10 protein-coding genes and 1 pseudogene are annotated in these 14,989 nt (G+C 73.6%); 6 read left to right on the top strand and 5 right to left on the bottom strand.

The genetic code is table 11. The features are described 5' to 3' along the window. Genes VET29_RS27015 through VET29_RS27005 form a run of 3 tightly spaced genes read right to left on the bottom strand, consistent with a single transcriptional unit; the run spans nt 1 to nt 2,324 of the window. Nucleotides 1-852 (bottom strand): branched-chain amino acid ABC transporter permease, encoded by an 852-nt coding sequence (locus VET29_RS27015; RefSeq protein WP_324925423.1) that lies wholly within the window; start codon nt 850-852, stop codon nt 1-3. After that, a complete protein-coding gene (locus VET29_RS27010) occupies nt 849-1,553 on the bottom strand; it encodes an ABC transporter ATP-binding protein (protein ID WP_324925421.1) in 705 nt (234 codons plus the stop codon). The genes VET29_RS27015 and VET29_RS27010 overlap by 4 nt, the downstream gene beginning before the upstream one ends. A 9-nt stretch (nt 1,554-1,562) precedes the next feature. After that, nucleotides 1,563-2,324, bottom strand: a complete 762-nt coding sequence (locus VET29_RS27005) for an ABC transporter ATP-binding protein (RefSeq protein ID WP_324925419.1) — start codon at nt 2,322-2,324, stop codon at nt 1,563-1,565. Nucleotides 2,325-2,511: 187 nt separating this feature from the next. On the opposite strand from VET29_RS27005, the gene VET29_RS27000 reads away from it, so the two are divergent. The 5 genes from VET29_RS27000 to VET29_RS26980 all read left to right on the top strand — a co-directional run bounded on the left by VET29_RS27000 (nt 2,512) and on the right by VET29_RS26980 (nt 9,705). Continuing rightward, nucleotides 2,512-3,120, top strand: a complete 609-nt coding sequence (locus tag VET29_RS27000) for a QsdR family transcriptional regulator (protein WP_324925417.1) — start codon at nt 2,512-2,514, stop codon at nt 3,118-3,120. A gap of 58 nt (nt 3,121-3,178) precedes the next feature. Then, a complete protein-coding gene (locus VET29_RS26995; RefSeq protein ID WP_324925415.1) occupies nt 3,179-4,732 on the top strand; it encodes a class I adenylate-forming enzyme family protein in 1,554 nt (517 codons plus the stop codon). Next, the gene (locus VET29_RS26990; protein WP_324925413.1) at nt 4,729-7,356 is read left to right on the top strand and encodes a LuxR family transcriptional regulator; all 2,628 of its coding nucleotides are present in this window, start codon (nt 4,729-4,731) and stop codon (nt 7,354-7,356) included. The genes VET29_RS26995 and VET29_RS26990 overlap by 4 nt, the downstream gene beginning before the upstream one ends. A 126-nt stretch (nt 7,357-7,482) precedes the next feature. Next, nucleotides 7,483-8,661: an amidohydrolase gene (locus tag VET29_RS26985; RefSeq protein WP_324925411.1), complete on the top strand. Its 1,179-nt coding sequence runs from the start codon at nt 7,483-7,485 to the stop codon at nt 8,659-8,661. Nucleotides 8,662-8,673: 12 nt separating this feature from the next. After that, nucleotides 8,674-9,705, top strand: coding sequence for an ArsR/SmtB family transcription factor (locus tag VET29_RS26980; RefSeq protein WP_324925409.1), 1,032 nt, complete (start codon nt 8,674-8,676; stop codon nt 9,703-9,705). Between the two features lie 139 nt (nt 9,706-9,844). On the opposite strand, the gene VET29_RS26975 is transcribed toward VET29_RS26980, so the two are convergent. Further along, the gene (locus VET29_RS26975) at nt 9,845-10,570 is read right to left on the bottom strand and encodes a GTP pyrophosphokinase family protein (RefSeq protein ID WP_324925407.1); all 726 of its coding nucleotides are present in this window, start codon (nt 10,568-10,570) and stop codon (nt 9,845-9,847) included. Between the two features lie 61 nt (nt 10,571-10,631). Beyond that, nucleotides 10,632-11,726, bottom strand: a pseudogene (locus VET29_RS26970) (aminotransferase class V-fold PLP-dependent enzyme); the annotation flags it as partial. Between the two features lie 116 nt (nt 11,727-11,842). Between VET29_RS26970 and VET29_RS26965 the strand changes: the two are divergent. Further along, complete coding sequence (locus VET29_RS26965; protein WP_324925405.1) at nt 11,843-14,794, top strand: discoidin domain-containing protein; 2,952 nt, start codon at nt 11,843-11,845, stop codon at nt 14,792-14,794. Nucleotides 14,795-14,989 lie beyond the last annotated feature (195 nt).

The raw sequence follows: 14,989 nt of genomic DNA, 5'->3' as shown, positions 1-14,989 counted from the left end.
TCACACCCTCCTCGCGAGGTCGCGGCCGAACAACCCGTTGGGCCGCAAGGAGAGCACGAGCACGAGGATCACCAGCGACGCCATGGTGACCAGCTCCGGCCCGAGATAGCCGGACACGTAGGACAGTCCGATCCCGACGGTGAAGCCGGCGACGACCGTGCCGATCGGGTTGTCCAGGCCGCCGACGACCGCCGCGGTGAGCGCGTAGACGAAGATGCCGTCCAACACGGTCGGATAGAGAAGTGGCGGCACGGCCAGCAGTCCGGCCAGCGCCCCGACCGCGGCGGCGAGCGCGGCGCCCGCGGTGACCATCAGGCCGACCCGCACGCCGGCGAGGCTGGCCGCCTCCGGCGCGAAGGCGGCCGCCCGCATCCGCAGGCCGAGCGGGGTGGCCTTGAACAGCAACAGGATCGCGCCCGCGGTGACGAGCACGGCGACGACCGCGAAGACGCCGGCGGGTGAGAACAGCCCGCGGAAGTCGAAGGCGTAGCCGAAGGACCGTGGCTCGCTCGTCCAGATCATCCCCGCGATCGCCTGTGCGACAAGCAGCAGGCCGAGGGTGACGATCACCGAGCCCAGCTCGCCGTGTGCGCGGGCCGGGCGGATCAGCAGGCGGTCGGTGAGCGCCCCGAGGACCGCGCCACCGGCGATGGCGACGAGGAAGCCGAGCCAGTAGTTCCCGGTGGCCTGGTTGACGGTGAACGCGAGGTAGGTCGACAGGAGCGCGAGCGCGGGCTGGGAGAAGTTCACCACCCGCGTCGCCCGGAAGATGATCACGAGCGAGAGCCCGAGCGCGGCGTACACGGCGCCACTGGCGAACCCGCCGACGGTCAGGGTGAGGAACTGGTTCACCGCGCCCCCAGGTAGACGTCGTGCAGGGCCTCCGCGCTGATCGACTGGGCCGGCGCGTCCACGACCACGCGCCCGAGGTCGAGCACATAGGCGTGCTCGGCCACCGACAACGCACTACGCGCGTTCTGCTCGACCAGCAGCACGGTCAGCCCGCGGTCCTCCCGCAACCCGCGCAGCACCCGCATGATCTGGGCGGTCACCATCGGCGCGAGACCCAGCGACGGCTCGTCCAGCAGCAGCAGCCGCGGCCGGCCCATCAGCGCCCGGCCGATCGCCAGCATCTGCCGCTCCCCGCCGGACAGCGTGCTCGCCTGGGCGCCCACCCGGCCGGCCAGCGGCGGGAACAGGCCCAGCACCTCGTCCTGCGCGGCGGCCCGGTCGGCCCGGTCGCGGCGGAGCGCGCCCAGTCTCAGGTTCTCCCGCACGGTCAGCTCGGTGATCACGCCGCCGTGCTCCGGCACGTGCCCGAGGCCCATCCGCGCGACGCGGTCCGGCGCCGTGCCGGCGATCTCGTCGCCGTCGAAGCGGATCGAGCCCGACCGCGGTGGGACCAGACCGCTGATCGTACGCAGCAGGGACGTCTTGCCGGCGCCGTTCGCGCCGAGCACGGCCGTCAGGGTCCCCGGTGCGACCGACATCGAGACGCCGTCGACGGCACGCACCGCGCCGTACGCGGTGACCACGGTGGACAGTTCGAGCACCGTGGCCGCCTACGCCGGGACGCCGAGGTAGGCCTCGACGACCCTCGGATCGGACCGGATCTCCGCCGGGGTGCCGGTGGCGATGACCTCACCGAAGTCCAGGACCACCAGCCGGTCGCAGATCCGCATGACCAGGTCCATGTTGTGCTCCACCACGATGACCGCGCCCCGGGTGGCGAACCGCGCGATCTCCTCGCCCAGCTCCTCGATCTCGTCGGCGGCGAGGCCGCTGGCCGGCTCGTCGAGCAGCAGCAGCCGCGGTTCCGAGACGAGTGCCCTGGCGAGCGCGACCCGCTTGCGCGTCCCGTACGGCAGCGAGCCGGGCAGCGCGGCGTGCGCGTCCGCGATGCCCAGCTCGGTCAGGGTGGCCATGGCCCGCATCCGCAGCTCGGCCTCGTCCCGCGCCGCCCGGCGCAGGCCGAGCAGTGTCGACAGTGGACCCGAGCGGGCCCGGACGCCGGCGCCGACGAGGACGTTCTCCAGCACGGTCAGGCCGGCGAACAGGCCGAGCCCCTGGAGCGTGCGCGCGATGCCGAGGCCGGCGAGGGAGTGCGCCGCGTGGCCGCGCAACTCCTCGCCACACCAACGGATCGTCCCCTGTGCCGGGCGAACGAACCCGCACGCCACGTTGAACAGTGTCGTCTTGCCGGCGCCGTTGGGACCGATGACGCCGAGCACGGTGCCGGCCTCGACGGCCAGGCCGACGTCCCGCAACGCGACCAGGCCGTCGAAGCGGACCGTGACGTTCTCGAGGTGGAGCAGGGGCGTCATGGGCCGGGGCACGGGTCCCGGTAGTCGCTGATCGTCGTGTCCATCATGAGTGGGTGCTCCAGTCGGCTCGTCGTCGAGCGATGCGGCCACACTGTGGCAAGACGCGCGACGCCGGCGCATCGGTGTAATCGCCAGTCCGGTGCGCGCCCTCGGCCGCACCGGCGCGAACGCGTCGTACAGTGCGGCCGTGACCCTCACTGCCGACGAGATCGTGCGGACCGCGGCGCACTGGATCGACCGGGGCATCCGCCTCGACACCCGCACGTTCGCCACCGAGCTCGGCATCTCCCGCAGCACGCTGTTCCGCCGGGTCGGCAACCGCGAGGACCTGATGGGCGACGCCCTGTGGTACCTGGGGAACCACACCATGGAGGCCGCGAAACGCGCGTGGCGGAAGGCGCACGGGGACGCGGTCCGCTCCCCCGGCGGCGAGCTGCGCTGCCTCGCGGTGATGCGCCGGTACCGCTCGGACATCGCCGGCAACCGTGGTTTCGGCCGGCTGCTCGAGGAGGAACCGGTGGTCACGATCCGGGTGCTCACCGACCCGCACGGGCGGGTGCAGCCGCGGGTCATGGCCGCGCACGTCGCCCTGCTGGCCCGCGACGTCGAGGCAGGCGGGTTCGTGCCCGCGGTGAGCCTGGAGAGCCTGTGCTACGCGATCGTCCGCCTCGGTGAGGCGTTCCTGTACTCCGACGTGCTCGCGTCCCGCGCGCCCGACCTGGACGCGGCGTCCACGCTGCTCGCGGCCCTGGTGGAGGGCCACGTTCCGGCATCGGACCGCGGTGCGGGGTTGTGAAACACTTTCCCTTGGTGTTTCATCGGGACGCACTCACCGGTGACGCTGAGGAGGCCCGATGTCGGTCCGCAACGCCCAGTCCCGACCGCCCGGCCTGCCCGACTCCCTGGTGTATCCCGAGGTTCCGGCCGGTGCGATCCTCATGGGGTCGGCGCGGCGGTACGGCGACCGGGTGGCGTTCACCCACCACGGCGAGACGCTGACCTACGCCCAGCTCGGCGAGCGGGCCGCCCAGTTCGCGCACGGCCTGCTGGCCCACGGCGTGACGCACGGCGACCGGGTGGCCCTGCGGATGCCGAACTGCCTGGCCTACCCCGTCGCGTACTACGGGACGCTGCTCGCGGGCGCGGTGTTCGTGCCGGTCAACCCGCTGCTGCCGGCCGCCGCCGCCGAGCGCCAGATCGCCGACGCCGGCGCGGTGCTGACCGTGACCGCCGAGGACGTGCCCGGCATCCGCGAGGGCCGGTCCACGCGAGCGCCCGAGGTGGACATCGACATCCACCACGACCTCGCACACCTCGCCTACACCGGCGGCACGACCGGCGAGTCGAAGGGCGTTCGGCTGCCGCACCGCAACGTCGTGGTCAACACGCTGCAGTACGCCTGCTGGGGCACCGGTTCCGTGCCCGCGCTCGACGGCGCGGGCGGTCTCGTCCTGTCCCAGGTCGGCACCGCCGAGGAGTTCCCGACCCGGCTCGGCACCTCCGTCACGATCAACCTGACGCCGTGGTTCCACGCGATGGGCACCATCGGCGGCCTCAACGCCCTGCTGCTCACCGGTGTCAGCGCCACCCTCCACGACCGGCTCGACCCGGCCGCCTACCTGGCCGAGGCAGAGCGGCTGCGGGTCACCTCGCTCGGCGGGGCGCCCGCGCTGTTCGCCGCGCTGCTGAACCACCCGGACATCGACACCCGCGACCTGTCGTCGGTGCGGACGATCTCCTCCGGCGCGGCGCCGATGCCGCTGGCGATGACCAGGCGGCTGTACGAGCTGGCGCCCGACGCGGTGATCGGCGAGGGCTACGGGCTCACCGAGGTCACCATGGGCGCGACGAGCGGCCCGGCACACCGGTCCGGACTGCGCAAGCCCGGCACGGTCGGGCTGCCGGTCTTCGACACCGAGGTCCGGATCGACGGCGCGGCCACCCCCGGCGAGCGCGGCGAGGTGTGTATCCGCGGCCCACAGGTGATGACCGGCTACCACAACCGGCCCGACGCCACGGCCGAGGTGCTCGTCGACGGCTGGCTGTACACCGGGGACATCGGTGTCCTGGACGAGGACGGCTATCTGTCCATCGTGGACAGACTGAAGGACATGCTGCTGTACAAGGGGTACAACGTCTACCCGCGTGAGCTGGAGGAGCTGCTGGCCGCGCAGGAGGGCGTGCTGGCCGCCGCGGTGGTCGGCAGGCCGGACGAGTCGGTCGGCGAGCTGCCCGTGGCGTTCGTGGTGCCGGCCGGCGGTCCGGTGTCCGCGGACCGGCTGATGGCCGCGGTGAACGAGCAGGTGGTGGCGTACAAGCGGCTGCGCGAGGTGCACCTGGTCGACCAGCTCCCCGTCTCCGCGGCCGGCAAGGTGCTCAAGCGCGAGCTGCGCGGCCGGCTGTCGTGAGTCCCGTCCTGCGCGGCCGGGACGCGGAGGTGGGCCGGCTCCGGGAGCTTCTCGATGCCGCACGGGACGGCCGGGGCACGGGTGTCGTCGTGCTCGGCGAGGGCGGCACGGGCAAGACGGCCGTCCTCGCGGCGCTGCCGTCGGCGGGGGTGACGACACTCGCGGTACGGGGTGTGCCGGCCGAGCGGGACCTGCCCTTCGGTGGGCTGCACCGGCTGCTGTCCCCGGTGGCGTCCCTTTTCGAGGAGCTGCCCGAGGCACTGCGCGACGCGGTGCGCGGCTCGGCGGACGGGATGCCGTTGCGGTGTGGGGTGTACGAGCTGCTGTGCCGCCTCGCGACCCGGCGGCCGGTCCTGTGCCGGGTGGACGACGCGCAGTGGCTGGACACGCAGTCGTTGGAGGTACTGGGTTTCGCGGCGCGGCGGCTGGCCGGCCAGCGGGTCCTGCTGGTGCTCGCGGCGCGGCCGGAGCTGGTGCGCCCGGCCTGCGACGCCGTCGCCGGTGTGGAGCGGCTGTGGCTGCCGCCGCTGCCCGACGCCGCGTGCGAGCAGCTGCTGCGGGACCGGATCGACCGCGACGTGCCGGCCGGGCTGCGGGCGGTGATCCGTGACCTCGCCGGCGGGAACCCGCTCGACCTGGTGGCACTGGCGGAGTCGCTCACACCGGACCAGCTGGCCGGCCGGGCGCCGCTGCCCGACGAGCTGCCGGAGGGCACGCGTCGCGCGGACTACCGGGCCCGGGTCGCCGCGCTGTCGCCGGCGGCCCGGCACGCGCTGGTGTGCGCGGCCGCCGAGTCCACTGTGGACCTGACGGTGCTGCGACGACTGGGCGACGTCGACGCCCTGTTGGCCGCCGGGCTGCTGCGGGCCGAGGGCACACCACTGCCCAGCAAGGTGGTCGGCTCGACCCTGTACGCGCTGGCGTCCCCGGCGGAACGCCGCGCGGCACACGCGGCGCTGGCGGCCGAGCTGACCGGCCCGGAACGGACGTGGCACCGGGCCGCGCTGTCCCCGAGCGCCCGGCTGGGCGACGAGCTGGCCGCCACCGCGCGGTCGGCGAACCCCGCGACCGCGGCGACGCTCCTCGAACGGGCCGCGGCACTCGCGGTGGCCCCCTCGGTGCGCGACGACCGGTTGCTCGCGGCCGCCCGGCACGCGTGGCGAGCGGGCCGGCCGGGCTGGGCGCGGCTGCTGCTCACCCGATCGTCCACTGTGGACGACGGACGGCGCGCGTTGCTGCACGGCGAGATGGAGCTGCGCGACGGCGACCCGGCGGTCGCCACGCACGAGCTGGCCACGGCGGCGGCCCGCCTCACCGACCCGGACGAGGTGACCACCGCGCTGCTGCTGTCCGGCGAGGCGAGAAGGCTCCGCGGCGACCTGCCGGGGTATCTGGCCATGGCGCGCTCGGCGGACCACCTGGACCATTTCGCCGGGCTTTCCGCGGTGTTCGAAGGGCGGTACGCGGACGCGGTCGAGCCGTTGCGGCGGGTGATCGACCATGGGCGCGCGGCCGACGACGTCGGCCCGGCGGTGTGGGCGGCGGAGGCCGCGTTCGCGCTCGGGCGCGGCGAGGATGCGTTCGAGTGGGCGTCGGCGGCGGTCAGCCGGGCCCGGCTGACCGGGCGGGAGTCGCTGCTGCCGTGGGCACTCGTGCAGTTCGCCCTCGCGGCGATCGTGCTGGACCGGCACGACTACGCGCGCTCGGCCGCGGCCGAGGGGCTGGCCGCCGCCGCGGGTCAGCGCAACACCTGGGTGGAACACCTGTCGCTGCTGGGACTGTCGGCCGCGCTGCGTGGCGACCGCGACACCGCACTGTCCATGCTGGACACCGCGGCGCCCGGGATCGCCGAGCGGGCACTCGGCCGCCCGGGTGCGATCGTGTCGTGGGCGCACGCGTGCCTGGACCTGGCCGATGACCGGCCGGCGGACGCGCTCGGGCGGCTGGAGTCCATGGCGGCGGGGGTGAGCGGCGCGCAGCCCGCGGTGCAGGTGCTCGCCACGCCGCTGCTGGTGGAGGCGGCCGTGCTGGTGGGCCGGCCGGACCGGGCGCACCGCGCGCTGGTGGTGTTCGACCGGTGGGCGCTGGCGGGCGGGAGTCCCGCGTGGCTGGCGCTGTCGCACCGCTGCCACGGCCTGCTCGCGACCGACCCGGCCGAGGCGGAGCAGCGGTTCACGACCGCGATCGCCCTGCACCGGACCGCCGGCGCGGCGATGGAGCTGGCACGGACGCAGCTGGCGTACGCGCGCCGGCTGCGTCGCCACCGGCGTACCCGGGACGCCCGCGCGCAGTTCCGTGACGCCCTGCGGGTGTTCGAGATCGCGGGCGCGGACCGGTGCGCCGAGAAGGCCCGTGCCGGGTTGCGTGCCACGGGTGCGACGGTGACCGGCGCGGGCGACGCCGTGGCCGGCCCGGACCCGCGGCTCATCGGCCTCACCCCGCAGCAGGCGGAGATCTCCCGCCTGGTCGCGGACGGCGAGACGAACAAGGAGATCGCGCGGCGCCTGGTGATCAGCCACCGCACGGTGGACCACCACCTACGCAACATCTTCACCGCGTTGGGCGTGCGGTCGCGGGTGGAGCTGGCCCGCCGCGTCACGAGCATGAGCGGCCCGGACCAGTAGCGGTGCCCGGTCGGGTGGCTGGCGGCCCGGCACCATTACCTGGCTCGCGGCAACCCGGCGCCGCACGCGCCCGCCCGCTCCTACTGTCGTGCCCCGTACCGGTTCCCGTGTGCGAGGGAGTTCTCGATGACCACCGCCATGCTGTCACTGGAGTCGCTGTCGGCCGCGGTTTCCGCGGTGCGGGCACGCATGGAGGCGGTGAGCCTGGCCATTCACGCGCGGCCGGAGCTGAAGTTCGCCGAGCGCCACGCGCAGGAGGTGCTCACCGGCTGGCTCGCCGAGGCGGGCTTCGCGGTGCGCGCGCCGATCGGCGGGGTGGAGACCGCGTTCGTGGCGGTGCACAACGGGGTCAAGCGCGGTCCGTGTGTCGCGGTGCTCGCCGAGTACGACGCGCTGCCCGGGGTCGGACACGGCTGCGGCCACAACCTCATCGCCGCCGGTGGCGTGGCGGCGGCGATCGCGGTCAGCGCCGCGCTGCCCGACCATCCCGGCACGGTCGCGGTCATCGGCACGCCCGGCGAGGAGATGGGTGGCGCGGGCAAGGTCCGGCTGGCGGAGGCCGGGGTCTTCGACGGCGTGGACGCGGCGGTGATGTTCCATCCCGGTGACCGGTCGCTGACCGCGCGACCCGGGCTCGCCGCCGCGCACCTACGCGTCGAGTTCGCCGGCCTGAGCGCGCACGCCTCGGTCAGCCCGTGGCTGGGGCGCAGCGCGCTGGCCGCGGCACAGCTGTTCCTGCAGGCGATCGACGCGTTGCGGCAGTTCGTCCCGCCCACGGTTCGCCTGCACGGCATCGTCTCCGACGGCGGGCTGGCGCCGAACGTCGTGCCGGCGCATGCCGCGGTGGACCTGTACGTGCGCGACCGCACGGCGGTGTCGGTGGTGGAGCTGCTCAAGCGGGTGCGGGCGGCGGCCGACGGCGCGGCGCTGGCCACCGGGACCTCGGCGACGGTCGGCGAGACCGGCCCGCTGTACACGGAGCGCCGCAACAACATGGTGCTCGCGCAACGGTTCGGCGAGACCGTTCGCGCGCTGGGGGTGGACATCGCGACCGACGACCCGGAACACCCGGCCGGTTCCTCCGACATCGGCAACCTGTCGATGCTGCTGCCGGTCATCCACCCGTACGTCCAGATCGCCGCGGCCGGCACGCCCAGCCACTCCGACGCGATGCGCGAGGCGGCGGCCTCGCCGTTCGCCCACGACCGGACCCAGGTGGCGGCGACCGGGCTGGCGCGCGTGGTCGCCGACCTGCTGACGGAGCCGGACCTGCTGGCAGCGGCCCGCGCGGAGTTCGCGGCGTGAGAGGCTCGAGCCATGTCGGTCGTCGTCGTGCTGGAAGGGGTCGGCCCGGACCGGTTCACGGTCACGGTGTCGCCGCTCGCGGAGCTGGCCGCGGCGTTGCACGTGCTGACCGAGCACACACATCATCCCGAGCACGCGCCCTGGGCGCAGGGTGTCGTCCAGGACGCCCCACCCGCGCTCAGGACGGGCCTGGACCGGTTCGCTCCACTGTGGACAGCGTTGCGCTGGCGTGGTTTCTACCCCGGGCTGGCCGGGATGTGCCTCGACCGGTTCGCCGAGCTGACCGCGTACACGTGTGTGAGCGGCTACCACGGGTACCACTTCGACCGGGTGCTGCACCGGCCTCGTCAGGCCGCGGCGTTGCGTCAGGCCGCGGCCATGCTGCCCGAGCCGCATCCGCGGCTCGCCGAGGACCTGCTGCGCGACCCGTCGGCGTTGCGCGCGGACGTGCTCGGGTTCGTCGACCTGTGCCGCGAGGTGTTCTTCAACGAGCTGTGGGCCGGGACCGCACCCGCGCTCACCCGCGCCGCGCACCGGCTGCGGCAACGCCTCACCCGCGACGGACCCGCGGCGGCACTGGCCGCGCTGAGCCCTTCCACGCTGCAGGAGTCACCGACCCGGGTGATCTTCGACAAGGTCCACCACGCGGTGCTCAACCCGGCGCACACGCCGGTCATGCTGATCCCCAGCAGGTTCGGCGCGCCGCACCTGCTGGTGAAGAACGAGCCCGGCCTGCCGCCGGTCGTGCACTACCCGGTGGAGGCGCCGGGCGTGGCCCTCACACTGGCACGGAACCGGCTGATGGCACTGACGGATCCGCACCGGGTACGCCTGTGCCGACTGATCGCCCGCCAGGCGATGACGACCGCCGACCTGGCCGACCGGCTGTCGATGACGCGGCCGCAGGTGGCCAGGCACCTGCGGGCGCTCCGCGAACTGGGGCTGGTGCGGGTGGAGCGGCACGGCCGGTACGTGCACTACGGCCTCGACATGGCCGCGGTCGAGCGGATCGGGCGGGACGCGGCCACCGCGTTGCAGCGGTGACGTCGTGAACCACTACCCGATCGTCGAGCAGCCGCGCCAGGCAGCGAGCCGAGGCGGGGGGCACCACCGGCCGCGTCCTCACCGCCGCACCGGGCGCTCAGGCCGTTCTTCCGCCGCACGGCCGCGGACCTCGTGGCGGTCAGCGGCGGTCGGCGAAGCTCTCGTACAGGGCGCTGAGGTCGAGGGAGTCGATCGGGTCGGGGCGGATCTCGCCGGGGCGGTCCACGAGGTGGTGGAGGGCCTCCATCTTCTCGTCGAGCTGGGCCGCTGCGTCGGCGGCGAGGGTCAGCTCGGTCCGCAGGTTCGCCGGCACCTCGCCCCGGTACTTGTAGTAGATCTTGTGTTCCAGGCTCGCCCAGAAGTCCATCGCGATCGTGCGGATCTGGATCTCGACCGGCATGCGGTCGGTGCGCCCGGCCCGGAACACCGGGATCGACACGATCAGGTGGAGGCTCTGGTACCCGTTGGTCTTGCGGCGGGTGATGTAGTCACGCTCGTCGAGCAGCGTGATGTCCTCCTGGCCGAGCAGCATGTCCCGGATGTTGCGGATGTCCGAGATGAAGCTGCACACCACCCGCACGCCCGCGATGTCGAGCACGTTCTCCCGGATGCTCGCCAGGTTCATCGGGTAGTTCTTGCGCCGGGCCTTCTCCAGCACGCTCTCCGGCGACTTCAACCGCGAGTTGATGTGCTCGATCGGGTTGTGCTCGTGGGCGTTGTTGAAGTCCTCGCGCAAGATGTTGATCTTCGTGACGATCTCGTCGATCGCGAACTTGTAGCCGAGCATGAAGTCCGCGAGCTGCCCCCTGAGCAGGCGGAAGTCCACGACACCCGTCGCGCCCGCGTGCTGCTGCCATGATCTCATCAACTTCCATAGTGCCACGTCAGTGGCTGGGCCCGGCCCGGTAGGTGGACGAGCCCGAGCCGGTGAGCCGCGGGTCCGCCAGTGCCGCGCGCACGCGTTCGACGGCGTCGGGCCCGGTCGAGGCGTGCGGCGACAACCGCACCTGGTCGGGCCGGATCGTCGCCGTCACCTCGACGTCGGCCAGCGCGGTCGCCACTTCCGCGGCGGTGCGGCCGGGCACCTGGAACGCCAGGATCCCGGCCCGCCGGTCCGTCGCGGACACGATTCGCGCACCGCCGGACCGCAGCACCTCGTCCAGCTCGGCCACCCGGTCGGTGATCCGCCCGGCGATCACCGCCGGCCCGATCTCCTCCGCCAGCTCCAGCGCCCTGGCCAGCGCGCCCGCGGTCACGGGGCTCAGGTTGCTCACCGACCACGACCGCGCGTCCGGTGCGATCTCGTGGATCTCGTCGTCGAACAGCCCCGGGTCGGCCGCCCCGGTCCAGCCCGAGATCAGCGGTTCCAGCCGCGCCAGCGCCCGCTCCGACAGCACGGCGAACCCGGTCCCCCACCCCGCGCGCAACCACTTCTGCCCGCCGCACACCAGCACGTCGGCGACCTCCCACGGCTCGTCGACGACCCCGACGCCCTGGATCCCGTCCACGACCAGCAGCCGGTCCCCCACCACCTCGCGCAGCGCGGCCAGGTCCGCCCGGTAGCCGGTGCGGAAGTCCACCGCGCTCACCGACACCACGGTCGTGTCGGTGGTCAACGCGGACGCCACCACCGCCGGCGTCACGGCGGGCACCCGCAGCCACCGAACCGTCAACCGCCCGGCCCGCTCGGCCCGCGCCCACGGGTAGGTGTTCGCCGGGAACTCCGACGCCGACACCAGCACCTCGCCGGCCGGCACGCTGAACGCCGCCTGGAACAGCCCCTGGCTCGTGTGCGGCAGCAGCACCACGCGCTCGGCGACCGCGCCACACAGCCGCGCCACCGCCGCCCTGGCCCGGTCGTCGCACGTCATCAGGTCGTCCACCGTGGACATCCCGGCCGACGCCACCCTGCCCAGCAACGCCGCGCTCTCCTCGACCACCGCCCGCGACGGTGGCCCGACCCGCGCGAAGTCGAGGTAGCCGGGCGACTCGTCGAACTGCTCGCGCCAGATGTCATCCATCGCCGCGGAGCATATACAACGTTGTAAAACCCGGCTAACCTTCGTCTCGGTGTCATCGCGGTGCGGCGTCTCGCCGGGCCGCACCCTGCCGGCATCCGACGAGCACGAGGAGCGTCATGCGCTCGCTTCGACCCCTGTGTGTCGCGATCATCCTGCTGGCCGCGCCGACCGCGCCGGCGCAGGCCGCACCCGACTCGCACCAGTCCGGGGTGGGGCCCGGCACCCACCTGCTGGACCACGCCGCGAAGCTGGCCGGGTTCGTCGAGCCGGAGTGGTACGAGGCCAACATCCCGTTCGTCGACCTGCCCGACCCCGCGATCGAGGACACCTACTACTACCGCTGGCGCACCTTCAAGGAGGCGCTCAAGTACACCGGCCCCGACGACGGCTGGATCGTCTCGGAGTTCCTCGGTCCGGTCGGCTACTCGGCACCCAACGGCGGGATCGTGGCCGCCGCGGGACATCACATCTACGAGGGCCGGTGGCTGCGCGACGGCCGCTACCTCGACGACTACATCGACTACTGGCTGCGCGGCAGCGGCGCGGGCCCGAAACCCGCGACCGACGGCCTCAACGAGAACACCACCGACTGGGCCCACCAGTACTCGTTCTGGGCCGCCGACGCCGTGCTCGCCCGCGCCTCGGTCGACGGGCGGTGGGACTTCGCGACCGACCGGCTGCCGGAGCTGGAGAAGCAGTGGGCGACGTGGGCGCCGCAGTTCGACAACCGGCTCGGCCTGTACTGGCAGGTGCCGGTGTGGGACGCGATGGAGTTCACCGCCGGCTCCTACCAGAGCCCTGACCCCTACCACGGCGGCGCCGGCTTCCGGCCGACGCTCAACGCCTACCAGTACGGGGACGCGATGGCCATCGCGTCGCTCCTGCGCATGCGTGGCGACCGGCGGCTCGCCGACCGGTACGAGCAGGCCGCCCGGTCCCTGCGGGCGAACCAGGAACGTCACCTGTGGGACGGCGGCGGCCAGTTCTACAAGCACGTCATGCGTGACACCGGCACCATGATCGCGGACCGCGAGGAGATCGGCTTCGTCCCCTGGTACTTCCACATGGCGCCGGCGAAGGACGCGGCGGCGTGGGCGCAGCTGACCGACCCGGCGGGTTTCGCCGCGCCGTACGGGCCGACGACCGTCGAGCGGCGCAGCCCCTGGTTCATGCACGACGCGCTCCTGGGCTGCTGCCGCTGGTCGGGCCCGAGCTGGCCGTACGCGACGAGCCAGACCCTGACCGCACTGGCGAACCAGCTCGTCGACTACCCCCGCCAGTCCTTTGTGGACAAACAGGACTACTACGACCTGCTCCGCGGCTACGCGCTGACGCAACGCAGGAACGGCCAGCCGTACGTCGCGGAGGCGCACCACCCGGACGAGGACCGGTGGCTGTACGACTCGCGCAACCACAGCGAGGACTACAACCACTCGACGTTCAACGACCTGGTCCTGTCCGGGCTGCTCGGCATCCGGCCGCAGCAGGGCGACCACGTCCGGCTGTCCCCGCTCGTGCCGTCCACCTGGGACCACTTCGCGGCCGAGAACGTGCCGTACCACGGACGGAACCTGACGGTCGCGTGGGACCGGGACGGGCACGCCTACGGCCGGGGCGCCGGGCTGAGCGTCTGGGTGGACGGCACGCTCGTGCACCACCAGGCCGACCTGCGCCCGACCGACGTGCCGGTGCGGCCCGGCAGGCGGCAGAGCCACCCACACACCGTCGACGACCTGGCCAACGTCGCGAGGACCGGCTACCCGGCGGCGACCGCGTCCTACACGTGGTCGGGCGACCGGCCGGCCAACGCGATCGACGGCCAGGACTTCCACCTCGACGTCCCGACGACACGCTGGACGAGCTACGGCAGCCCCAACCGGCAGGACTCGCTCTCGGTCGACCTCGGCGCCGCGACCAGCGTGTCCGACGTCCGGATCTCCTTCTACGACGACGGTGGCGGGGTACGCACCCCCGACGCCTACGAGTTGCAGTACCGGAAGCCGGACGGCTCGTGGGCCGGCCTGCCCGGGCGGGTGCCGAAACCGGTGCGCGGTCAGCTCAACCGGGTCGCCGTGGACCCGCCCGTCCACACGGACGGGCTCCGCGTTCTTCCGTCCAGAGTGGACGGTGGGGCCGTCGGCATCACCGCGCTGCAGGCGTGGCGGACGGAGGACGAGCGGGTCAGCGTGCGGCTCGACGACATCGGGCAGGTCCGGCCGGGACAGACCATCGACGTCACCGGGACCGTGCGCGCCACAGGGCCGGTCACCATCCGGCCGGAACTGGCGCTGCCGCGTGGCTGGACGGCCCGGCTGGTCAGCGGCAAGGTCACCGCGGGCAGGCCAATGCGCTGGCGGGTGTCGGTCCCCGACACGATGCCGGTGGGCGTCCGGCTGCCCGTGCGGCTGCTGGTCTCGACGCTCGAGCACGGCAGGGAGGTCCGCGCCACCGCCGACCTGGCCTACGCGGAGACGGCCTTCGACCCGGCCGACTTCGGCACGACGGTGTGGGACGACGACTTCACGCGGCTCGGTGACTACCGGGTCGGCGCCCGGTTCGGTGAGCCGGCACCCGATCTCCACGTGGCCGACGGCGCGCTGGTCGCGACGCCGGCGGGCCGCCAGTCCGCGGCGGTGCTGGTCGCGCCCGTGGCGGCGCCGGCCGGCGACTTCGCGGTGATCCTGGCACCGCGGTCGTTCGGCGGCGGGTCGCCGGAGGACAGCGTGTTGCTCGGCCGTGCGGCCGGACCGGACGACCTCGTCCTCGCCTGGTACAACAACCGGTTCCGCACGTCCGGGGCGGACGTGCGGGTGGCGGGCCGCGACCTCGGCGACGACGCGACCGGCGGCTGCTGCGCGGACGTGACCTGGTCGGCGGGCGACCGGTTCGCGACCGTGTTCACCGGCGGCACGATGACGAGCTGGCTCGAACACCAGGGCGAGTGGCGACTGCTGCGCACGGTCCCGTTCGGCACCGCGGCCGACCATCCCGACTGGTCCCCCGCGATCGGCCTGCGGCTGACCAGCGGGCAGGTCGCCGTCGACCGGATGACCGTCATCGCCCGGTAGTCCGGGGTCCGGTGCGCCCCCGGCGGGCAGGTCCCGGTCGTATCCCCCCGGCGGTCCCCAGGCGTTCTCCGTCCGGCGAGTGCCGGCTGCGCGGCGGTCAGTCGCGGTCGCGGCGGTCAGTCGCGGTCGCGGCGGTCAGTCGCGGTCGCGGCGTCGGCGGCGGTTCGCGAAGCGCCGGACCGCCTGGCGCTGGCG

It is taken from the genome of Actinophytocola sp. (assembly GCF_035634895.1).
Taxonomy (GTDB): domain Bacteria; phylum Actinomycetota; class Actinomycetes; order Mycobacteriales; family Pseudonocardiaceae; genus Actinophytocola.
Note: the sequence above shows the minus strand (reverse complement) of the source record. Positions and strands in the feature narration are given on the sequence as shown.

What these genes read in the sequence shown, in the direction of transcription:
- VET29_RS27005 (WP_324925419.1), bottom strand. Translation starts at nt 2,324, where the DNA reads ATGACGCCCCTGCTCCACCTCGAGAACGTCACGGTCCGCTTCGACGGC.
- VET29_RS26995 (WP_324925415.1), top strand. Translation starts at nt 3,179, where the DNA reads ATGTCGGTCCGCAACGCCCAGTCCCGACCGCCCGGCCTGCCCGACTCC.
- VET29_RS26985 (WP_324925411.1), top strand. Translation starts at nt 7,483, where the DNA reads ATGACCACCGCCATGCTGTCACTGGAGTCGCTGTCGGCCGCGGTTTCC.
- VET29_RS26980 (WP_324925409.1), top strand. Translation starts at nt 8,674, where the DNA reads ATGTCGGTCGTCGTCGTGCTGGAAGGGGTCGGCCCGGACCGGTTCACG.
- VET29_RS26975 (WP_324925407.1), bottom strand. Translation starts at nt 10,570, where the DNA reads ATGAGATCATGGCAGCAGCACGCGGGCGCGACGGGTGTCGTGGACTTC.
- VET29_RS26965 (WP_324925405.1), top strand. Translation starts at nt 11,843, where the DNA reads ATGCGCTCGCTTCGACCCCTGTGTGTCGCGATCATCCTGCTGGCCGCG.